This window comes from Carnobacterium divergens, from assembly GCF_900258435.1.
GTDB lineage: Bacteria > Bacillota > Bacilli > Lactobacillales > Carnobacteriaceae > Carnobacterium > Carnobacterium divergens_A.
Genome location: NZ_LT992558.1, coordinates 1787068 through 1808985, shown reverse-complemented (window position 1 = coordinate 1808985; position 21918 = coordinate 1787068). Strand labels below are relative to the sequence as shown.

23 protein-coding genes and 1 riboswitch are annotated in these 21918 nt (G+C 37.0%); of the genes, 22 read left to right on the top strand and 1 reads right to left on the bottom strand.

Translation table 11 applies throughout. From position 1 onward, the window contains the following. Positions 1-15 precede the first annotated feature (15 nt). The 10 genes from CDIMF43_RS09125 (at position 16) to CDIMF43_RS09080 (ending at position 8962) form a co-directional block, all read left to right on the top strand. Positions 16-864: an alpha/beta hydrolase gene (locus tag CDIMF43_RS09125; RefSeq protein ID WP_233218344.1), complete on the top strand. Its 849-nt coding sequence runs from the start codon at positions 16-18 to the stop codon at positions 862-864. A gap of 82 nt (positions 865-946) precedes the next feature. After that, positions 947-1366 carry a hypothetical protein gene (locus CDIMF43_RS09120; RefSeq protein WP_109841819.1) on the top strand — a complete coding sequence of 140 codons (420 nt, stop codon included), beginning with the start codon at positions 947-949 and terminating at the stop codon, positions 1364-1366. Positions 1367-1380: 14 nt separating this feature from the next. Beyond that, positions 1381-1893, top strand: a complete 513-nt coding sequence (locus CDIMF43_RS09115; RefSeq protein ID WP_109841818.1) for a phosphoribosylanthranilate isomerase — start codon at positions 1381-1383, stop codon at positions 1891-1893. A gap of 66 nt (positions 1894-1959) precedes the next feature. Next, positions 1960-2066, top strand: a riboswitch (TPP riboswitch). 72 nt (positions 2067-2138) lie between these two features. After that, positions 2139-2720, top strand: coding sequence for an energy-coupled thiamine transporter ThiT (thiT, locus tag CDIMF43_RS09110; protein ID WP_074402573.1), 582 nt, complete (start codon positions 2139-2141; stop codon positions 2718-2720). A gap of 142 nt (positions 2721-2862) precedes the next feature. Beyond that, entirely contained in the window at positions 2863-4311 is a 1449-nt protein-coding gene (cls, locus tag CDIMF43_RS09105) for a cardiolipin synthase (RefSeq protein WP_074402574.1), read from the top strand. 191 nt (positions 4312-4502) lie between these two features. Then, a complete protein-coding gene (locus tag CDIMF43_RS09100; RefSeq protein ID WP_176713121.1) occupies positions 4503-5693 on the top strand; it encodes a betaine/proline/choline family ABC transporter ATP-binding protein in 1191 nt (396 codons plus the stop codon). Between the two features lie 16 nt (positions 5694-5709). Further along, positions 5710-6345 carry an ABC transporter permease gene (locus tag CDIMF43_RS09095; RefSeq protein WP_034569376.1) on the top strand — a complete coding sequence of 212 codons (636 nt, stop codon included), beginning with the start codon at positions 5710-5712 and terminating at the stop codon, positions 6343-6345. Between the two features lie 23 nt (positions 6346-6368). After that, the gene (locus tag CDIMF43_RS09090) at positions 6369-7292 is read left to right on the top strand and encodes an osmoprotectant ABC transporter substrate-binding protein (RefSeq protein ID WP_109842364.1); all 924 of its coding nucleotides are present in this window, start codon (positions 6369-6371) and stop codon (positions 7290-7292) included. Positions 7293-7296: 4 nt separating this feature from the next. Further along, positions 7297-7962, top strand: a complete 666-nt coding sequence (locus CDIMF43_RS09085; protein WP_034569378.1) for an ABC transporter permease — start codon at positions 7297-7299, stop codon at positions 7960-7962. A gap of 85 nt (positions 7963-8047) precedes the next feature. After that, complete coding sequence (locus CDIMF43_RS09080; protein ID WP_109841817.1) at positions 8048-8962, top strand: osmoprotectant ABC transporter substrate-binding protein; 915 nt, start codon at positions 8048-8050, stop codon at positions 8960-8962. Positions 8963-9042: 80 nt separating this feature from the next. On the opposite strand, the gene CDIMF43_RS09075 is transcribed toward CDIMF43_RS09080, so the two are convergent. Further along, positions 9043-9369 (bottom strand): hypothetical protein, encoded by a 327-nt coding sequence (locus CDIMF43_RS09075; RefSeq protein WP_034569382.1) that lies wholly within the window; start codon positions 9367-9369, stop codon positions 9043-9045. Between the two features lie 157 nt (positions 9370-9526). On the opposite strand from CDIMF43_RS09075, the gene CDIMF43_RS09070 reads away from it, so the two are divergent. The 12 genes from CDIMF43_RS09070 (at position 9527) to rsmB (ending at position 21916) form a co-directional block, all read left to right on the top strand. Then, the gene (locus tag CDIMF43_RS09070) at positions 9527-10399 is read left to right on the top strand and encodes a DegV family protein (RefSeq protein WP_109841816.1); all 873 of its coding nucleotides are present in this window, start codon (positions 9527-9529) and stop codon (positions 10397-10399) included. 33 nt (positions 10400-10432) lie between these two features. After that, complete coding sequence (locus tag CDIMF43_RS09065) at positions 10433-11794, top strand: TrkH family potassium uptake protein (protein ID WP_074402578.1); 1362 nt, start codon at positions 10433-10435, stop codon at positions 11792-11794. 27 nt (positions 11795-11821) lie between these two features. After that, on the top strand, positions 11822-13183 hold the full coding sequence (locus CDIMF43_RS09060; protein WP_109841815.1) for a patatin-like phospholipase family protein: 1362 nt from the start codon (positions 11822-11824) through the stop codon (positions 13181-13183). A gap of 77 nt (positions 13184-13260) precedes the next feature. Continuing rightward, positions 13261-13479 (top strand): YdbC family protein, encoded by a 219-nt coding sequence (locus tag CDIMF43_RS09055; protein WP_034569391.1) that lies wholly within the window; start codon positions 13261-13263, stop codon positions 13477-13479. A gap of 17 nt (positions 13480-13496) precedes the next feature. After that, positions 13497-14378: a YicC/YloC family endoribonuclease gene (locus CDIMF43_RS09050; RefSeq protein WP_074402580.1), complete on the top strand. Its 882-nt coding sequence runs from the start codon at positions 13497-13499 to the stop codon at positions 14376-14378. A 39-nt stretch (positions 14379-14417) separates the two neighbouring features. Then, entirely contained in the window at positions 14418-15032 is a 615-nt protein-coding gene (gene gmk / locus CDIMF43_RS09045) for a guanylate kinase (protein WP_034569395.1), read from the top strand. Positions 15033-15038: 6 nt separating this feature from the next. Beyond that, entirely contained in the window at positions 15039-15254 is a 216-nt protein-coding gene (rpoZ, locus tag CDIMF43_RS09040) for a DNA-directed RNA polymerase subunit omega (protein WP_034569396.1), read from the top strand. A gap of 181 nt (positions 15255-15435) precedes the next feature. Then, positions 15436-16641, top strand: a complete 1206-nt coding sequence (coaBC, locus tag CDIMF43_RS09035) for a bifunctional phosphopantothenoylcysteine decarboxylase/phosphopantothenate--cysteine ligase CoaBC (RefSeq protein ID WP_074402581.1) — start codon at positions 15436-15438, stop codon at positions 16639-16641. A 15-nt stretch (positions 16642-16656) separates the two neighbouring features. After that, on the top strand, positions 16657-19071 hold the full coding sequence (gene priA, locus CDIMF43_RS09030; protein ID WP_109841814.1) for a primosomal protein N': 2415 nt from the start codon (positions 16657-16659) through the stop codon (positions 19069-19071). Between the two features lie 29 nt (positions 19072-19100). Then, on the top strand, positions 19101-19592 hold the full coding sequence (gene def / locus CDIMF43_RS09025; protein ID WP_109841813.1) for a peptide deformylase: 492 nt from the start codon (positions 19101-19103) through the stop codon (positions 19590-19592). 1 nt (position 19593) lies between these two features. Next, complete coding sequence (gene fmt / locus CDIMF43_RS09020) at positions 19594-20544, top strand: methionyl-tRNA formyltransferase (RefSeq protein ID WP_109841812.1); 951 nt, start codon at positions 19594-19596, stop codon at positions 20542-20544. Next, on the top strand, positions 20537-21916 hold the full coding sequence (gene rsmB, locus CDIMF43_RS09015; RefSeq protein ID WP_109841811.1) for a 16S rRNA (cytosine(967)-C(5))-methyltransferase RsmB: 1380 nt from the start codon (positions 20537-20539) through the stop codon (positions 21914-21916). The genes fmt and rsmB overlap by 8 nt, the downstream gene beginning before the upstream one ends. Positions 21917-21918 lie beyond the last annotated feature (2 nt).

Genomic DNA, 21918 nt, shown 5'->3' with positions numbered 1-21918 from the left:
GGTTAGTGGGTGAAGATGAATTTCAAAGGGCTTGCCCTTGTCCTTATAACGTTCCTTGCAACAAGCTATTTTGGAATTCGATTTTACCAACAACAGCAACTTCCTAAAGTTCCCACTGAAGCACAACCTGCAAAAAATCCTGTTTTTTTGATACCAGGAACGAATGCAACGAATAAACGTTTTAATAGCTTTACGGAATCGTTGATGGAGGAACAGGTGACTAGCAACGCAGTCCTAAAAATTCAAGTTAAAAAAGATGGCGGGATTCACTATTTAAATCAATTGAAAAAAAGGAGTGAGCGCCCTTTTATCGTTGTCGGTTTTGAAGACAATACCGAAAAAGCAGTAGATATTGAAGCGAAATGGTTTCAAAACGTAGTGCTAGACGTCAAAAAGAAATACCCGTTTTCGACTTTTGATGCTGTGGGTCATTCAAATGGAGGATTAGTCTTAGCGACTTATTTAGAGAACTATCAAACAACCTCAAAGCCCCAAATGAATCGCTTGATAACCATTGCAACGCCATTTAATGATACAAAATCCGAATATAACGACAATAATCTAGCCTTTACAGAAGTGAAAAAAGCGAGCCATCTATTAACTAATTTTATTGAAAAACAAACGCAATTGCCTTCGTCGTTAAAAGTTTTGGCACTAGCTGGAGATCAAGAAAAAAATGAGACGCATAGTGATGGCGTAGTTCCTGTACAAAGCGCATTTGCGAGTCGGCTATTTATCAAAAAGCAAGTGGCAGGCTATCAAGAAAGCATCATTACTGGCAAACAAACCGGTCATAGTGACTTGTTAGATAATTCAAAGGTACAAAATCAAGTGAAGGCATTTATTTATCAAGATGAGAATTAGCATTGTAGCGAATAAAGCTATTAAAAAACGCATTGTATTTTCCTTTCTGTTTCCTTATACTGAATAAAAGGAGTGATGTGAATTGTTGAGAAAAGATCGTAAAAATCTAAGGTATCAATATGGCTACTATTCATTTTTAATGTTTATTGGGTTGTTTTTTGTGAGTCAATTTCTGACTGGAATTGGCTTTCAATGGGCGGAAACCAATCGTTTAGAAACATGGATTTTATTGTTGTTTAGTTCCTTTTATTTTGGTGTAATGACGAGTTGGAAAGGTGCGCTGGGTCATGAAGCGAGTATTAAAAAAAGCATGATTTTATTTTATTTTGTTATGAGTATCACAGCCTTCGCCGTAACGGTAACCCACTATAAAATAGAACCAATCATGGTAAACGGCAAATTACAATTTGTTGCGAGTATTTATTTAATAAGTATTTATTGGTTTTTAATAGCCTTGTTAAGCTTGTATCAACGCAAAAAACAATTGGGAAAAATTATTTAATAGGAGAGGATAGAATGAAAGCGTATGGTTATGAAAATCCAAAATATTCAGTGTTTTTATCCGTTGCCAAACAACTAAATGACTGTGGAATTGTTCCAGTTTTAATGGGCTCCCTAGGTCTTGAGATTGTAACAACTAAAAATTGGGATGTTGGCGATATTGATATACATATTCCAGGAGATAGCAGGGGATGGTCAGCTCCGGTTGAAGAAATCATTTACCAATGGGAAGAAGTAAAAAAACAACTTGAAGGATTAGGTTTTTCATTGGTTGATTTACACGAGCATGCTTTTGAAAAAGGAACCTTGCGAGTTGAATTTGCAGTTATTGATACACTGCCTGAATTTGCAGGAATTGCCTTAGATGATATTAAGCAAATAGAAGATCAAGGGATACGTTATGGACTGTTAAATGCCACTCAATATTATCAACTATATCAAGCTTCTTCTAAAGATAGCTACCGAAATCAGAAAAATAATCAAAAGGATTTTGCAAAAATAGCTTATTTAGCTGGACACTTAAAATAACTTCAAAAGTTGACGAATGAAAAAAGGCTTGGTATGATAAAGAACGTAAACTAAATTAATAGAACACCCATCACAAAGGGGTGCTGCAAATGCGGCTGAGATTGAATCAAGTGGATTCTAACCCTTCGAACCTGTTCGTTAGTACGAGCGTAGGAATTGTGACGGGGCGATGATGATAGAAATGATCATTCAGCTCCTCCTTTGTTGTGTGGCACTGTTCAACACACTCAAAGGAGGAGTTTTTCATGTCCAAAACAAAGTTAAATGTCTGGATTGAAGGAACGATTTGTGCGGCACTTGCAATCGTTTTGTCATTTTTACCAACAAATATCGGAGCAAATTTTACCGTCTCATTAGGAATGATCCCGCTTATTCTTTTTAGTTTTAGAAGGGGAGTAGCAGCAGGAATTGTTGCTGGATTTTTATGGGGCGTTCTGCATTTTTTAGTTGGAAATGTGGCTATTTTAAATTTACTACAAGGCTTTATCGAATATTTTATCGCGTTTATGTTTACGGGATTTGCAGGCGTAGTAGCCAGTCAAGTAAGAGAATCAATCGTGACTAGGCAACGTGGGAAAATGGTAAGCTATATTATAGTGGGAACATTTATTGGAACATTCGCCCGCTTCTTTTGGCATTTCGTAGCAGGATTTTATTTTTGGGGAAGTTATGCTCCTAAGGGAATGAGTGCGGTTTGGTTTTCCTTTATTATGAATGGGGGAAGCGCATTGGCAACAGCAATTGTCACCAGTGTTGTTTTAGTGATTGTGGCTGCTACAGCCCCTCATCTATTTCTTTCAAAAGAAACAAGTTGGGTAAAAAAATAAAGGGTAAAAAATGGGACTTTTAACGGGTCCTTTTTTTATTAGAAAAAGAATTATTTTTATAAATGAGATAAGATTTTAGTAGCTAAAAGAAAAACTTCATAGTAAGATAATAAAGAATTAAGTTCGTTTAAAGGAGGGTTTTATGAATACGATTTTACTTGTTATCGCACTTGTGACATTGATTAATATTTTTTTAGCTATCATTACAGTTTTTCGTGAAAAGCGGGATATTGCAGCCACGTGGGCATGGTTGCTGGTTCTTGTTTTATTACCGGGAATTGGGTTTATTGCGTATCTTTTTGTTGGTAAAAAAATCTCTCGAGAGAAAATTTTTGATATTAAGACGCAGGAGAGCATTGGAATGAGTGAGCTTGTTTTGGCTCAAAAAGAAATGCTTGCGGAAGATGAATTGCTGTCAAGCAAACAAAGTAATGAAAACACAAAAGAAATGGCAAGTTTATTTTTGGAAAGCGATGAATCGATTTTAACCAAAGGAAATGAATTGAAGATTTTTACCGATGGAAAAGAAAAATTTGATCATTTGATTCAGGATATCCAACAAGCCAAACACCATGTTCATTTGTTGTATTATACGTTTCATCAAGATGAGCTAGGAAATCGAGTTTTAGCAGCATTGGAAGAACGAGCTGCAGCAGGTGTTGAAGTGTTAGTTATCTATGATGCGATGGGTTCTCGCTCAACCAAGCATCGCTTTTTTAAGAATTTAGAAAAATTAGGTGGCAAAGCAGAACCCTTCTTTGGTTCTCATTGGACGATTATCAATTTGCGTTTGAATTATCGAAATCATCGTAAAATTGTGATTATTGATGGGAAAGTCGGCTATATTGGCGGCTTTAATATCGGAGATGAATATTTAGGGAAAGTGAAAAAATTTGGTTATTGGCGTGATACGCATCTTCGCATTGAGGGGAATGCCGTTTTGGCTTTACAAAGTCGATTTTTAATGGATTGGAATGCAGCTGTCGTCAAACAAAAATTTGATTACAAAGAAGAGTACTTTCCATTAAGCAAAAATCACGGAAAAACCAATATGCAAATTGTCTCTAGCGGACCAGATTCAGAATTGCAACAAATTAAAAAAGGCTATTTAAAGATGATTAGTATGGCAAAAGAATCGATTTATATCCAATCGCCCTATTTTATTCCAGATGACAGTGTGTTAGATGCTATTACAATAGCTGCGATGTCTGGAATTGATGTACGGATTATGATTCCAAATAAGCCAGATCATCCATTCGTATACAGAGCAACCACTTATTTTGCAGGCGAGATGGTAAATGCGGGTGCGAAGGTGTATATTTATGATAACGGCTTTTTACATGCGAAGACAATGGTAATTGATGGCGAAATTGCTTCAGTTGGTACAGCAAACCTTGATTTTAGAAGTTTTAAATTAAACTTTGAAGTCAATGCCTTCATTTATGATCCTGTAATCGCACAAGATTTAAAACAAATTTACGAAAAAGACATTGAAAAATGTCATTTATTAACAAAAGAGTTACTAGATCAGCAAAGTCGCTGGATGAAATTTAAACAAGAATTCTCCAGATTATTGTCACCCATCTTATAAAAAATTGCATAATTTTCTACCGAAAACGTATAAATCTTACTTCACAAAAGAGTTGATTTATGCGTTTTTTTTGATAAAATTTAGTGATTTCAGTGTGTCTGATTTGAAAGATAGGACTTTTTCATGGATAATGGAAGAGAAGACATATTTCTTTTTGTTTATTTATGCAAAAATAATAAAAAACTAATGGGGTGAATCGATTGTTAGAATTCAAGAATGTTTCAAAAATTTATAAAGGTGGAAAAAAAGCAGTTGATGACGTCAATTTAAATTTTGAAAAAGGCGAATTTATTGCGTTTATCGGTACCAGTGGTAGTGGGAAAACAACTACGATGAGAATGATCAACCGGATGATTGAACCAACATCGGGACAAATTTTAATCAATGGAGAAGACATTGCCAAGATAGATCCAGTGGAATTGCGCCGCAAGATTGGGTACGTCATTCAACAAATCGGATTAATGCCACATATGACAATTCGTGAAAATATTGTTCTTGTTCCTAAATTATTAAAATGGCCAGAAGATAAACGTAAAGAGATTGCAGATCGTTTAATCAAGCTGGTTGATTTACCAAATGACTTTCTTGAACGTTACCCATCTGAATTATCTGGTGGACAGCAACAACGGATTGGAGTTGTTCGTGCGTTAGCAGCCGATCAAGACATCATTTTAATGGATGAACCTTTTGGTGCGCTAGATCCTATTACCCGTGAAGCCTTACAGGATTTAGTCAAACAGTTGCAACAAGAAATGGGAAGAACCATTATATTTGTAACCCATGATATGGATGAAGCCCTTAAGCTTGCAGACAGAATTGTGATTATGCGAGAAGGTCGAGTGGTTCAATTTGACACGCCAGATAATATTTTACGCGAACCAGCTGATAAATTTGTTGAAGAATTTATTGGGCATGATCGTTTGATTCAAGCACGTCCGAATATTCAAACCGTTGAACAAGTGATGTTGAAAACACCAATCTCCATTACACCAGGCAAATCATTAACAGAAGCCATTCGTTTGATGCGCGATAAACGAGTGGATACGTTGTTGGTAACCGACGATGCGGGGATTTTAAAAGGGTATATTGATATTGAAAGTATTGATTACAACCATCGTACAGCTACAAGTGTAGGGGATATTATGAGTAAGAACGTTTTCTTTGTTCGCAAAGATTCCTTATTACGTGATACGGTTCAACGCATTTTAAAACGTGGACTTAAATATGTACCCGTTGTAGATGAAGCAGGAAAATTAGTAGGGATTGTTACAAGAGCAAGTCTAGTAGATGTCGTTTACGATACTATTTGGGGAGACGATGATTCAGAAGAAACGGTACCAGCTAATGAAAAGAATGTCGAAGTTAAGGAAAGCAATGAGTAGAAAGGGGAACTAAAAAATGATTGAATTTTTAAATACCTATGGCTCAGAGCTGTTGCTTAAAACGTGGGAACATCTTTATATTTCTGCAGTGGCTCTCGGGCTAGGCATTATTGTAGCAGTGCCATTAGGCGTCTTGTTAACTAGAACAAAGAAAACAGCTTCCGTTGTTATTGGAATTGCAAGTGTATTACAAACGGTACCATCGCTAGCGTTATTAGCCTTAATGATTCCAATTTTTGGGATTGGGAAGTTTCCCGCTATCGTAGCACTTTTTATCTATTCCTTGCTTCCTATTTTAAGAAATACTTATTTAGGAGTAAAAAATGTTGATCCCAATTTAAAAGATGCTGCTAAGGGAATGGGCATGACAAATTTTCAGTCCATTCGAATGGTTGAATTGCCACTAGCAGCACCTGTGATTATGGCAGGTATCCGTTTAGGTGCCGTATACGTCATTGCTTGGGCAACCTTAGCTTCGTACATTGGAGCAGGTGGTTTAGGCGACTTTATCTTCAATGGATTAAATCTTTATAAACCAGCACTGATTATCGGTGGGACAATTCCGGTAACAATCTTAGCCTTATTAGCTGATTTCTTACTTGGAAAACTCGAACACTGGATTACACCCATTTCACTACGTACAAATGACTAGGAGGAAAACCAAAAATGAACACAATGAGAAAATTTAAGAACATTGTGGCACTTTTCTTGGTTGCACTTGTTCTGAGTAGTTGCAGTTTGCCAGGATTAGGTGGCGATGCGGGAAAAGATGCCATTACAGTGACGGGTGGCGTAACGACGGAAACACAAATTTTAGCAGGTATTGTCAAAGGGATGGTTGAACACTATACCGATCAACCCGTTCAAGTCATCAATAATTTAGGATCAACAACAATTAACCATCAAGCAATGATAAATGGAGATGCGAATATTTCAGCTGCCCGTTATACGGGAACGGATTTAACGTCAACGTTGCAAATGACAGCCGAGAAAGATCCTAAAAAAGCAATGGACATTGTTGTAAAAGAATTTGAAGAACGCTACAAACAAAAATATTACCCTTCTTATGGCTTTGCGAATACCTATGCTTTTATGGTCACGAAAGAAACTGCTGAAAAATATCAGTTGAAAAAAATTAGCGATTTCAAAAAAGTTGCCGATCAATTAAATGCAGGTGTAGACAGCTCTTGGTTAGAAAAAGAGGGTGACGGTTATCGTGCATTTAAAGAGGACTATGGTTTTGATTTTAAACGTGTCTATCCAATGCAAATTGGGTTAGTTTACGATGCACTAGCTGCTGGAAAAATGGATGCGGTACTAGGCTATTCAACAGATGGTCGGATTGCAAGTTATGATTTAGTTGTCTTAGAAGATGACTTAAAATTTTTCCCACCCTATGATGCCAGTCCTGTTGCAACAGATGCTATTTTAAAAGCCTATCCTAAGTTAAACGGGATTTTAAAAAAGCTTGAAGGCAAAATCGATACAAAAACCATGCAACAATTAAATTACAAAGCAGACAATGACTTGATTGAACCAGAAGTTGTTGCGCAAGACTTCTTAAAAGAACACGATTATTTTAGCAAAGGAGACAACTAAAATTATGGAAAATATGAATTTATTTGAGCAATTGATTTATTATTTTAATCAAAATGGCTCCTATGTTTTCAGCCAATTTATGCGCCACTTTTTAATCTCGATTTATGGTGTATTATTTGCAGCCGTGATTGGGATACCCATTGGGATATGGATTGCCCGTCATACGAAATTAGCTAGTTGGGTCATTGGTATGGCAAATGTGATTCAAACGATTCCTTCATTAGCAATGTTGTCTATTTTGATGTTAGGTTTAGGATTAGGCGTCAACACTGTTATTGTGACCGTCTTTTTATATTCATTACTGCCAATTATCAAGAATGCTTATACAGGTTTGAGAAGCGTTGATCGTAATATTTTAGATTCAGGAAAAGGAATGGGAATGACGAAATTCCAAATTCTTTATATGGTAGAATTGCCACTGTCGCTATCCGTAATTATGGCAGGGATTCGAAATGCACTCGTAGTCGCAATCGGAATTACCGCAATTGGTTCATTTATTGGAGCAGGTGGCTTAGGAGATATCATTACAAGAGGAACCAACGCTACTGATGGAACGGCCATTATTTTAGCAGGAGCATTGCCAACTGCCTTTATGGCCATCATTAGTGACTTAGTATTAGGCTTTTTCGAACGGAAATTAGATCCCGTACAGGCAACTAGTAAAATATAGTGATAAAAAACGAACCAGATTCATTCTGATCTGAATTCGTTTTTTATTTTGAAATTAAAAGAGTGAAACCTTAGGAGGTGAAACAATGAAAAAAAATCAAAAAATAAGTATATTATTACTATTGATGTTGCTAATAGGTGGTTGTGGCTTGCCAGGTTTATCTAGTAATGGAAAAAATGGGGAAGCTATTAGAGTGACAGGTGGCGTAACCTCAGAGTCACAGATTTTAGCGAGTATTGTTGGGGGCATGATTGAACATGAATTAAAGGAACCGGTCATTTTAATCAATAATCTTGGTTCTGCAAATATTAACCATCAAGCCTTATTAAATGGAGATGCAGACATTGCCGCTGCTCGATATTCAGGAACAGATTTAACGACGTTGTTGCAACTCCCTGCTGAAAAAGATCCAAAAAAAGCCTACCAAATTGTGAAAAAAGAATTTGCTAAACGATATGATCATGTTTACTTTCCTTCTTATGGATTTGCGAATAGTTTTTCTTTTATGGTCACGAAAGAGACCGCTGAAAAATACCAGTTAAAAACAATTAGTGATTTAAAAGCGGTGGCGAACCAACTAGAAGCAGGTGTTGATACCACTTGGCTAAAACGTGAAGGAGATGGCTATCCTGCCTTTACAAAAGAATACGGTTTTGACTTTAAGCGAGTGTATCCAATGCAAATCGGGTTAGTTTATGACGCATTAGCTGCTGGTAAAATGGATGTTGTCCTCGGCTATTCAACAGATGGCCGAATTGGCAGTTACAATCTACAGATTTTAGAAGATGATCGGCACTTTTTCCCACCCTATGATGCCAGTTTAGTTGCAACAAAACAAATTTTAGAAAAATATCCTAAACTTGCGCCAGTTTTAGAAAGATTGGATGGGAAAATTTCCACTGAAACAATGCAGAAATTGAATTATCAAGTAGACAATGATTTAATGGAACCAAGTGTAGTCGCAGAAAAATTTTTAAAAGAACATGATTATTTTAAATAAAAAAACCTGAGAAAGACGTGGATACGAAAAGCTAGCGTATAAGATCTAGTTTTTGTATGACCCACTTCAATCTCAGGTTTTTAATTTGCTATACGTATATGACGGATGTCTTTAAAATCAATCATATAGGTTGTGTTTTGGTTTGAGCTCTCTAAGATAGCACGATGTTGCTCCGTTGGAGAATAACGAAGAATACCTGTATGTTCATTAATTGCAAGAATGTGTTTGGTTTTATTAACTTGGATGACGATCGGTTTTCTTTTTTGATAGGCTTGGTTTAAGAAAAAAAGAATTTGTGCTTGTGGCATTTGTGAGTGAACTTGAAGAGTTTCCTTATGACCGACAGTGACTTTCTTTTGTAAAAAACTAAAAGGGCGAAGCTGACTTGTTGCAAAATAGTTTTCCATGATTAAAACCTCCGAACGTTTGTTTGTTAAATCTATTATACGAACAAATGTTCACTTTTGCAAGCTTTTTCTTTTTTATTTTTGGAAGAGTATAATTTTAGGCGAAAACATGCAATAATAGAGGTAAATTTTGTAAGTGTTTAGAGGAGTGAGAGAAATGAGTTTTCAATTAATAACCGATTCGTGTTCAGACTTGCCAGTATCATTTGTTGAAGAACATCAAATAGCCATTATTAGTATGACCATTCAATTAGAAGGGAAAGAATTAGTGGATGATTTAGGCAAAACGTTTGATAAGGAAGCTTTTTTTCAAGATTTAAAAAACGGGAAACTAGCGACAACATCTCAAATCAATATTGGAACCTACTATGAAAGGTTTAAACCATTTGTTGAAAAACAACAGGACGTTCTATATTTAGCTTTTTCTTCAGCTTTAAGTGGGTCCTATAATAACGCATTAGCTGCTGTCGAAATGCTGAAAGAAGAGTTTCAAACAGTCAATATCACTGTAATCGATACAAAAGCAGCATGTCTAGGAGAAGGATTATTAGTCTACCAAGCAGCCTTATTAAAAGATCAAGGAAAAAGCTTGTCAGAAGTTGCTAGTTGGGTAGAAGAAAATAAAATGAACCTCCATTCATGGGTGACTGTGGACGACTTGAAACATTTAGAAAGAGGGGGCCGCATTTCATCGGTAGCAGCAACAATGGGCTCGTTATTAAACGTAAAGCCGATTATTATCGTCAATAAAGCAGGCGGTCTGGTTCCAATTAGCAAAGTTCGTGGACGGAAACGTTCGTTGAATTATTTGATTGATAAAACCGTTGAAGGCATTCAAAATCCAACTGAGCAAACGATTCTAGTAGGTCATGTAGGTGTGCCGGAAGAAGCTGAGCAAGTAAAATTAGAATTAGTAAACCGTCTGGATGTTAAAGACGTTCTTGTCTATTCTTTTGGTCCAACCATTGCAAGTCATACGGGATTTGGTTCGATTGCTATTTTTTCATTCGGTTCAAAAAGAGTCGAATAATTAAGTTCATCATTTTAATCAAGGAGCAATTAAATGTTAAGAAAAAATAAATTAAAACACTCTTATTGGCAATTATCTCCTGTTCAATTTTTATCATTAGGTTTTTTAAGTACCATTTTGATTGGGGGCTTTTTATTGTCGTTGCCTTTTGCAGCCAGCAATCATCAACCCACCAATTTAATTGATGCCCTGTTTACCGCAACTTCAGCTGTTTGTGTAACAGGTTTAGTTACGCTAAACACTGCGCTTCATTGGAGTTTGGCAGGTAAATTAATTATCATGTTGTTAATCGAGATTGGCGGTCTAGGGTTCATGTCCTTTACCGTTTTTATTCTTTTTCTATCAAAAAGAAAAGTCAATTTAAAAATGCGCATTATTATGAAAGAAGCGTTAAACATTGACGAACTATCAGGTGGTATTAATTTAGTTATTTATATCTTGAAATTCTCTATTGGTGTTCAGCTATTAGGAGCACTACTTTTAATGATAGACTTTATCCCTAAGTATGGTATTGGAAAAGGCATTTTTTACAGCGTTTTTCATGCTATTTCGGCATTTTGTAATGCGGGATTTGATTTATTTGGCAACAGTTTGGAATCTTTTCAAAAAAATCCCTATGTATTACTGGTCTTAAGTTTATTAATTGTGGCAGGTGGACTAGGTTTTATTGTCTGGCGTGATTTGTTGACCTATAAAAAAAATAAGCGCTTTTCCTTTCACACCAAATTAACACTAATCGTAACATCGTTATTGCTTATGAGTGGCTTTGTTTTATTTTTATTAATAGAAGGCAATTTAGGTCAAATGAGCTCATTAAATTGGTTCGACCGCATGATGAATACGTTATTTCTAGCCATTACACCTAGAACCGCGGGCTTTAACAGTATTTCGTATAACGATCTAAGTTACGCGAGTATTTTATTAACTTGCTTTTTCATGTATATCGGTGGTTCATCTGGTTCAACCGCAGGCGGACTCAAAACATCCACTTTTGGTGTGTTGGTTATTCATGCCCTCTCGATTTTTAAAGGAAAAGAAGAAACGCAATTTTTAGGACGTACGATTAATATAAAAATTGTCAATCGAGCATTTGTTCTACTTTTTACAACAATGTCAATCATTACAACGGCGATTGTATTGTTGAGTATTACAGAAACTTTGCCAGAAAATGTGGGGATTGAATACATTATTTTCGAAGTTTTCTCTGCTTTTGGAACGGTGGGGGTAACGCTAGGATTAACGTCAGAATTGACCGATATTGGCAAGTTTTTAGTTATGGGACTGATGTTTATTGGTCGAGTGGGTATTTTTACAATCTTATTATCGCTTATCAAAAAAGACACAACCCACACTGGGAAAATTCGATATCCAGAGGAAACAACAATTATAGGATAAATGTCACTTAAGAAATGAGGAGAACTAATGAAAAATCAAAGCCAAGAAAATCGGAAAACAGCGCTTGTTTTAGGCGGCGGTGGTGCAAGAGGATCTTATCAAATTGGCGTTTGGCAAGGCTTATTGGAATTAGGAATCGACTTTCAAGTGGTAACAGGTACTTCAGTTGGTGCCTTAAACGGCGGACTGATTGTTCAAGGAGATTATGAAGCGGCTCGTGAAATGTGGGAAGCTATTGAAACCAATCATGTACTAGACATTGATTTTTCAGGAAATATTGATGATTTCAAAGGGTATCGTAAAGTAGTTCGTCAATTTTTATTAGATGCCTTTAGAAACAAAGGTATTAGTGCGAATCCTTTGAAAACCAATATTATTGATCCTTTATTAGATGAAGAACGAATGCGTCATCGAGGGATTGAGTTTGGTATTGCATTGACGGAGTTTCCAACGATGCGGTCAGCGTCATTCTTTTTAGATGAGATTCCTAAAGGATACGTCAATCTTTATTTACTAGGAAGTGCCTCATTTTTCCCAATGATGCAACCTACTAAAATTGGAGACAAAAGCTATGTAGATGGTGGTTATCATGACAATATTCCCATTGATTTAGCGATAAAAAAAGGTGCGACAGATTTTATTATCGTTGATGTCAAAGGTCCAGGAATAACGAAAAAAGTGAAAGTTCCAACGGAAGCAACGGTTTGCGAACTGTCTAGCAAATGGTCCTTAGGAACGATTTTGCTTTTTGATGGTGCTCGATCTGAACTGAATATTGGATTAGGCTATCTAGAAACGTTGAAAGCCTATGACAAACTACAAGGCAGTTGGTACGCATTTGAGAATGATTCTTTTGAAGGCCACGAAAAAAAATTTTATGAAACAACGCGTAAACTAATACACAGCGACCAAGAACCTTTTTTAAAGACGTATCTTACCAATAAAGATACCCAACGCTTCTTATTAAAAAAATTACGGTTAAGTTTTAAAGGGCGAGTAGGTAAACGTGAGCTAAGCTTTGCCATTCACGAATTAACAGGTAAAATGCTACGCATTAATCCCGTCAAAATTTATTCTTTTGACGAGTTTAACCAAGCCGTACTCACTAAATTTGAAAAAATTGCCAGTCAAATCGATTCTACAACACTCTTTGAGCTAGACGAAAGCAATCGTATTTATAGTGGAGACGAATGGCTAGCAGCTTATTCTGAAATGTTGCCCTTTATTTCGAATGTCAAAATGACCGTTTACTTTTTAGAACAATTAGAACAACATCAAGCCAGCTTGCTACAGTCAAAACGCAAACAATTTTTAATTGAGCGCAAACCAATCGCGTTCTTAATGGCAGTCTACCTTTACCAACTAAAAAAGAACTGTCACCAGCATTGATTTTATGGTACACTATTTGGTGAGTTTCAAATTCAAGGAAACTGTAATAAAGCTTGATTTTAATTGAGGTGATAAGGATGGCAAAAGAATTTTCATATGAAATAATGGAAGAAATCGCTGTACTTTCTGAAAATGCAAAAGGGTGGCGAAAAGAATTTAATTTGGTCAGTTGGAATGGCAATCCTCCTAAGTTTGATATTCGTGACTGGGCGCCAGATCATGAAAAAATGGGAAAAGGCTTGACCTTAACCAACGAAGAAATCACTGTTTTAAAAGAACACTTAAAAGATATGTAAGAGAAAGAAGGTTCTTTATGAAAAGTATGACAGGATTTGGCAGGCATTCAATTCACTCAGCTGCTTACCAAATTGATATTGAAATTAAATCTATCAATCATCGATTTTTAGAAGTCATTAGTCGTTTTCCAAAAGAATTAAATGCCTTTGAAAGTGAGATTCGTAAACAAATTACAGCTACTTTGAAACGAGGGCGTGTTGAAGTTTACATCAATTTAAAACAAACCGCAGAAAATCAAAAACAACTCCAAGTTAATTGGTCGTTGATTGAAGAAGCTGTTGGATTTGTTGCAGAAGCGAATAAAAAATACCAAGCACAAGGAATTGATTTTACACCTAGCTTAACTCAATTAATTGCCACAGGTGATTTTTTAGCGATTGAAGAGAAAAAAATAGCCAACGATGATTTGATGAACTTGATTCAAGAAGCCATGTACCAAGCGTTAATTGAATTGGTCACTAGTCGTAAAGCGGAAGGCGAGCGATTAAAACAACACTTAACGAATCACTTGTTTGAATTTGAAAAAGGAGTTCAAGAAGTTGCCACCCATACGGAGAGCTTTGAAGCCTATTATCAAAAACGTTTGAGTACCAAGTTAATGGAAGTTGCAGGAGGATTCGTTGATGAACCAAGACTGTTAACGGAATTAGCCTTGTTGTTAGAAAAAGCCGACATTCACGAAGAATTAGAGCGACTTGATAGCCATCTTGCTCAATTGCGTGTATTATTAGGAAAAGATACTCCTATTGGACGTGAGCTTGATTTTCTGATTCAAGAGATGAACCGTGAAGTAAATACAATTGGCTCAAAAGCAACTCAAATTCAATTGACAGATGCGGTCATTCAAATGAAGACACAACTTGAAAAAATTAGAGAACAAGTACAAAACATTGAATAATAGAAACGAATTAAATGAGACAATGGAGTGGGAGACATTATGACAGAACGCGGTTTGTTAATTGTTTTATCAGGACCATCAGGTGTTGGTAAAGGAACAGTAAGACAAGCAATTTTTGAAAATGAAGACAACAATTTTGAATATTCAATTTCCATGACAACGCGAAATAAACGTGCTGGCGAAGTTGATGCAACTGATTATTTCTTTCGAACAAGAGCAGAATTTGAAACTTTGATTGAAAATGGCGGCTTATTAGAGTATGCTGAGTATGTCGGCAATTATTATGGGACTCCACTTTCATATGTTGAAGAAACATTAGCAAGTGGAAAAGATGTCTTTTTAGAGATTGAAGTTCAAGGAGCGTTGCAAGTTCGAGAAAAAATGCCAGAAGGTGTTTTTATCTTTTTAACGCCACCAGACTTAGTCGAATTAAAGTCTAGAATCGTAGGACGAGGAACAGATGAGATGTCTGTGATCGAAGAACGTATGAAAAAAGCGGTAGAAGAAATTGAAATGATGCGTTTATACGATTATGCCGTTGTAAATGACGAAGTGGAAAATGCCGTACGCAATATCAAACAAATTATTGAAAGTGAACACTTAAAAGTTTCACGAGTGCTTCACCGCTATAAAAAAATGATTGAGGAGTTGTAGGAAATTATGATGTTACATCCGTCTATTGATAGCTTACTAGAAAAAATCGATTCAAAATATTCATTGGTGATTTTAGCCAGCAAACGCGCTCATGAGTTACATGACAACGCAATGCCAATGTTAGAAGAGTACCAATCTTATAAAAATGTCGGCCGCGCTTTGGAAGAAGTAGAAGCAGGAGACTTAGTCATTGATCCAACAACTGTTGGACCAGAAGAATAAACGATTAAATAAAGAAATTCAACGAGAAGAAGCAAAGGCGAGTTTGTGCGCTTTTGCTTCTTTTCTATTCTAAATCCATGCTAAAAAAGTTTAACCAAGACTTTAACGGAATTCCAAAGACAAAACAACTTTTTTTTAGTAAAATAGAAAAGAATGAGTTCAAACAAGGGAGTTGTTGGGTATGTTAAAAAACAAAAAAATTGCCGTCTATGTTACAGGTGGCATTGCTGTTTATAAAGTTTGTGATTTGGTGCGGAAATTTATTAAAGCAGGAGCAGATGTAAAAGTAGCCATGACTGCTTCTGCCACTGAATTTGTCACACCATTGACTTTTCAAGTGTTAAGTAAAAATGACGTTTACCTAGATACTTTTGATGAAAAGGTGAGTTCAGAAGTCGCACATATTCACTTGGCTGATTGGTGTGATTTAGCTGTCGTAGCTCCGGCAACCGCTAATATCATTGCCAAAATGGCGAACGGAATTGCAGATGACTTCGTTTCAACCGCTCTTTTAGCGACAACAGCCCCGATTTTTATCGCACCTGCAATGAATCAACACATGTTTGAAAATCCGGCAACTGTCCGCAATTTAACTACCTTACAAGTTGATGGACGAATGATTATTGAACCAAATACTGGTTTTTTAGCAGAAGGCTATGTTGGAAAAGGTCGCCTACCTGAACCAGATGAAATTTTAGCATTTATTGAAGCTGGATTATTGGAACAACAAATGGATTTGCCATTATCAACTAAAAAAGTCATCATCACAGCTGGTGGGACCAAAGAACGAATTGATCCAGTTCGATTTATTACTAATGATTCCTCAGGGAAAATGGGATACAGCTTAGCAAAATCAGCGAGCTTATTAGGTGCTGACGTAACTTTAATCAGCACAACAAGCAAGTTGCCTTTACCCGTTAATGTGACGAGAGTCATTGTTGAATCCTCACAGGAAATGGAGCAAGCCGTCCTAGAACGATTTGCAACAAGCGATATCGTAATTATGGCAGCTGCCGTTTCAGATTATCGACCAATTCAAGAAGCGAAAGAAAAAATAAAAAAAACGGAGTCCTTGCTTACTTTAGAATTAGAAAAGACCACCGATATTTTAGCGACGTTAGGCAAAATGAAGACCCACCAATTACTAATTGGGTTTGCAGCAGAAACAACCAATTTAGAAGAATACGCCAAAGGAAAATTAGCTAAAAAGAAAGCGGATATGATCGTTGCAAATGATGTCTCAAAAAGTGACACGGGATTTAATTCAGACACCAATGAAGTAATCATTTTCTCAAACGATGAAGAACCGGTTCCTATTTCCGTACGTAGCAAAGACTTAATTGCTGATGAAATTCTACAAGTGGCATTATCAAAAATCAAGAAATAAAGGGTGTGAGAAAACATGGTTTCCATTGCAAAAGTGATTGTTGACGTGCCAACAATGCAAACAAATCGACCTTATGATTATGGCATTCCAGAAGCATTTGAAAGTCAATTAAAACGTGGAATGCGAGTAGAAGTTCCATTTGGTAAAGGTGGCAGAAAAGTTCAAGGGTTTGTAGTGGAAATTCAACACTCAACAGATTATGAAGGCACCCTTAAATTTATTGACAACGTGATGGACTTAACACCCGTTTTGAACGAAGAAATGCTATCCCTAGGCACCTATATGGCAGCCACTACGTTTGCGTTTCAAATTACCTGTTTGCAAACGATGTTGCCAAGCGTGATGAAGGCGAAATACGAGAAAAAAATTCGTCTAGTCTCAGAATCAATCGATCCAGACATTCAAAAATTCTTTAAAGACAACCTAGAAATCAGCTGGGAAGAAGCCGAAGAAAAAGAGTTGCTAGTTCCTCTAATGAAGTTAAAACAACAACAACTTGTTGAAGTGATTTATGTTGTAAAAAATCAAGCCCGAACGAAGAAGAAGCGGATGGTCAAAAATTTATTAACATTCACTGAAATCAAAGAAGCCCATGATACGCTAGGGAAAAGAGGACCTAAACAACATCAATTACTAGATTTTCTTGAAACTTTAGGTGAGAAAACAACCAGTGTGGAAGAAATTACCCAATTAACAGAGTTGACTTCTGCTGTTTTAAGAGAAGGCGCTAATAAAAAATGGATAGAAATTTTTGAAACTGAAGTGTACCGTGATCCATTTAAAGATAAAGAGTTTGCACAAACAGAAGCATTTACGTTAACGTCAAGTCAAGCAGTAGCGTTAGCCCCGATTTTAAAAGCTGTTACAGAAGATCGCAACGAAACCTTCCTTTTAAAAGGCGTCACAGGTAGTGGCAAAACAGAGGTCTACTTACAAACCATTGCTGAAACACTTAAAAGAGGTAAGAGTGCATTAATGCTAGTACCTGAAATCGCATTGACTCCGCAAATGGTCAATCATTTCAAAGGGCGTTTTGGCGAAGCGGTAGCTGTTTTGCATAGCGGATTATCAGTGGGTGAAAAGTATGACGAATGGCGTAAGATTGAACGAGGCGAAGCGAAGGTTGTAGTCGGGGCAAGATCGTCTATTTTTGCACCAGTTGAAAATATCGGCGTTATTATTATAGATGAAGAACACGAAGCTACCTACAAACAAGATGAAAGCCCTCGTTATCATGCACGAGACATCGCATTATGGCGTAGTGAGTATCATCACTGCCCAGTAATCTTAGGAAGCGCGACGCCTTCCTTGGAGTCCCGTGCTAGAGCGCAAAAAAAAGTATACACATTGCTTGAACTAACTGAGCGAGCAAATCAAAAAGCATTGCCGGAAGTTGAAGTTGTGGATATGCGAGAAGAAGTCAAAAAACAAAATCGCAGTAGCTTTTCATTAGTTTTACAAGAAAAAATCCGAGAACGCATTGCCAAAAAAGAACAAATCGTGTTATTGTTGAACAGACGCGGCTATTCTTCCTTTGTGATGTGTCGCGATTGTGGCTTTGTATTGCCTTGTCCAAATTGTGATATTTCATTAACGCTTCACATGGACACGAAGACAATGAAATGCCATTATTGCGGGCATGAAGAAGGAATTCCCCATACGTGTCCAAGCTGTAAAGGGCACAAAATCCGTTATTACGGCACAGGGACTCAAAAAATTGAAGAAGAGTTACTAACGCTGATTCCAGAAGCTTCTGTGATTCGAATGGATGTCGACACAACTAGAAAAAAAGGGGCTCATGAAAAGCTTTTAACGGCCTTTGGCAATGGCGAAGCAGATATTTTATTGGGTACACAGATGATTGCAAAGGGACTCGACTTTCCTAACATTACCTTAGTGGGTGTTATCAATGCTGATACAGCACTAGGGTTACCCGATTTTAGAGCAAGCGAACGAACTTTCCAACTCCTCACTCAAGTTAGTGGAAGAGCAGGACGTGCTGAACTGACTGGTGAAGTCATTGTCCAAACCTACAATCCAGAACATTATGCAATACAACTCGCAAAAGAACATGACTACGATCATTTTTATCAACATGAAATGCTTTTAAGACATCGTGGCGGCTATCCGCCTTACTACTTTACAATTCTCATTACCACAAGTCATGAAGAAGAGCTAAAGGCAGCCAAAAAAATGCAAGACATTATTCAGGTGATTAAACCTGTTATAAAGCCCGAGACAATTCTTTTAGGACCAACACCCAAAGCAGTGGCTCGTGTTAATAATCGCTACTATTATCAAACGATTATCAAATATAAAAATGAACCCCAGTTGTTTACAACGTTACATGAACTTTTAAATCAATCGCAACGAGAAATGGCAAAAGGGTTACAAGTCAGTATTGATTCTGAACCCATGCACTTTATTTAAAGCGAATTAGCAGAAAGAAGGAATCTATAATGGCCGTTTTACCAGTAGTGAAATACCCAGATGAAATTTTAGAAACCCCTACGAAGAGAGTCAAAGAAATTACAGATGAAATCATCCAACTACTTGAAGATATGTACGACACAATGATTCAACATGATGGCATTGGTATTGCAGCCCCTCAGGTCAATCAAGAGCTAAGAATCGCTATTGTTGAATTAGACGAAGATACGGGTTTATTTGAAATGATCAATCCAGAAATCATTGAATCATCTGGTAGCAGCATTGATGTAGAAGGGTGCTTAAGCTTCCCGGAAGTCTACGGAACGGTTGAGCGAGCTGACCGCGTGGTCGTTCGTTACTTTGACCGCACAGGTGAAGAATACGAAGTTGAAGCCGATGATTATCTCGCAAGAGCTTTTCAACATGAAATCGAACATTTAGATGGCAAATTATTTACCGATAAAATTATTGATCCAATAGCCCCTGAAGACTTGGAAGCCTATATGGAAGGAGAAGAGTAAGATGACAAAAATCGTTTTTATGGGAACGCCTGCATTTTCAGTTCCAATATTAGAAGCTTTAATTGAGGAAAACTATGAAATTCTTGCAGTAGTTACGCAACCAGACCGCCCAGTCGGTCGTAAAAAAATCTTAACTCCTCCGCCAGTCAAAGCAGCGGCATTGAAGCATCATTTAAAAGTTTTACAACCTGAAAAAATTAGTGGTTCTCCTGAAATGGCAGAAATCATCGCGTTAGCACCAGATTTAATTGTGACAGCTGCCTTTGGTCAATTTCTACCAACTAAATTATTAGAAGTGCCTAAATATCGTGCGATTAATGTCCATGCTTCATTATTGCCAAAATACCGTGGGGGCGCTCCAGTACATTATTCATTAATAAAAGGCGAAAAAGAAACCGGTGTGTCAATTATGTATATGGAAAAGAAAATGGATGCAGGAGATATTTTAAAGCAGCGTTCCTTGCCAATAACAAGAGCCGATGATGTAGGGACGTTATTTGACCGCTTAAGCGTACTAGGTCGTGATTTACTATTAGAAACCATTCCAGAACTCATTGCAGGGAATATCCAACCGATTAAGCAAGATGAAGAAAAAGTAACGTACTCACCTAACATCACCCGTGAAGAAGAAGTGATTGATTGGACTAAAACCGCTAGTGAAATCGATTGCCAAGTAAGAGGCATGCGTCCGTGGCCAGGAGCTTACACAACACTTGGTGGGAATCGGCTTAAAATATGGGCAGTAACCCCGACTAAAAAAGAAACAAAGGCTGAACCAGGAACGATTATTACAATTGAACCGACAAGTATCGCTGTTGCTTGTGGCGCAAATACAGTTTTAGAATTAAATGAAATCCAACCAGCAGGAAAAGGACGATTATCAGTAGAAGATTACCTACGCGGTGTTGGCCATAAACTTGAAGTTGGAGAAATGGTGGGAACGAATGACTAACGAAGTGAAAAAAGAAAAACGTAATACTAAAAAAACAAGCCGTTACATTGCAATGTCTATCCTAGATAAGACTGAAAAAAATAATGCCTATTCAAATTTATTGCTAAATGATGCAATTGAAAAAAATAAACTAAGCGGACCAGATGCAGGGTTGTTAACCGAGCTTGTTTACGGCGTTTTACAACGTAAAATCACCTTGGATTTCTATCTGTCAGATTTTATTGACCCTGCAAAAAAAGTGGATACATGGGTGCAAAATCTATTGCGTTTGTCGATCTATCAAATGATTTACTTAGACAAAATTCCACAACACGCGATTCTTTTTGAAGCCGCAGAAATTGCAAAGAAAAAAGGACACGTTGGAGTTAGCAAATTTGTCAATGGAGTTTTGCGTAACGCTGAACGCCGTGGCTTTAAAAATATTGCAGACATCAAAGACGACATCAAACGTCTTAGTCTTGAAATCAGCATGCCAGAATGGTTGGTAGAAAATTTTGTTGCAGAACTTGGATTAGAAGAAACAAAAGCGATGGGACTTTCCTTATTACAACCAAGTCATGCGAGTGCTCGAGTAAATGAACGCTTTTTAACTGTTGATGAAGCGATTGAAGCAATGGAAGAAGAAGGCTTTGACGTTCGTAAAAGCGAAGTATCACCTGTGGGCATCATTAGCAATGGTGGGCATTTTGCTTCTTCGCCGTTATTCTCATCCGGTCAATTAACCATTCAAGATGAAAGCTCAATGCTTGTCGCACCTGCGCTTCAAATCGAACCCCATCATTTAGTTTTAGATGCTTGTTCAGCTCCAGGTGGAAAAACGACTCATATTGCATCTTATCTAGATAAAGAAGCAGGTGGAAAAGTAATTGCCTTAGATTTACATGCCCATAAAGTTAAACTAGTAGAAGAAAATGCAGCTCGTTTACACGTTTCAGAAGTCATAGAAGGCCGTACGTTAGATGCTAGAAAAGTTGATGAGGTATTTGAAGATGGCTTATTTGATCGTATTTTAGTTGACGCTCCTTGCTCAGGTTTAGGTTTAATGCGTCGCAAGCCAGACATTAAATACACGAAAAAAGCAGCAGACTTCAAAAATTTACAAAAAATTCAATTAGAAATCTTAGAAAGTGTAGCGCCAAAGTTGAAACTTTACGGTATAATGGTTTATAGTACTTGTACGATTACGAAACAAGAAAATACTGAAACCGTTGAAGCATTTTTGAAAAATCATCCAGAATTCGAGAAAATTGAAGTAGCCGTTGGTGAAAACTTACAGCCTTGTGTAACAGCAGATGGTTTTGTACAAATTTATCCTCATGATTTTGAAACAGATGGATTTTTTATTAGTTGCATCAAAAAAATAGCAGAATAATC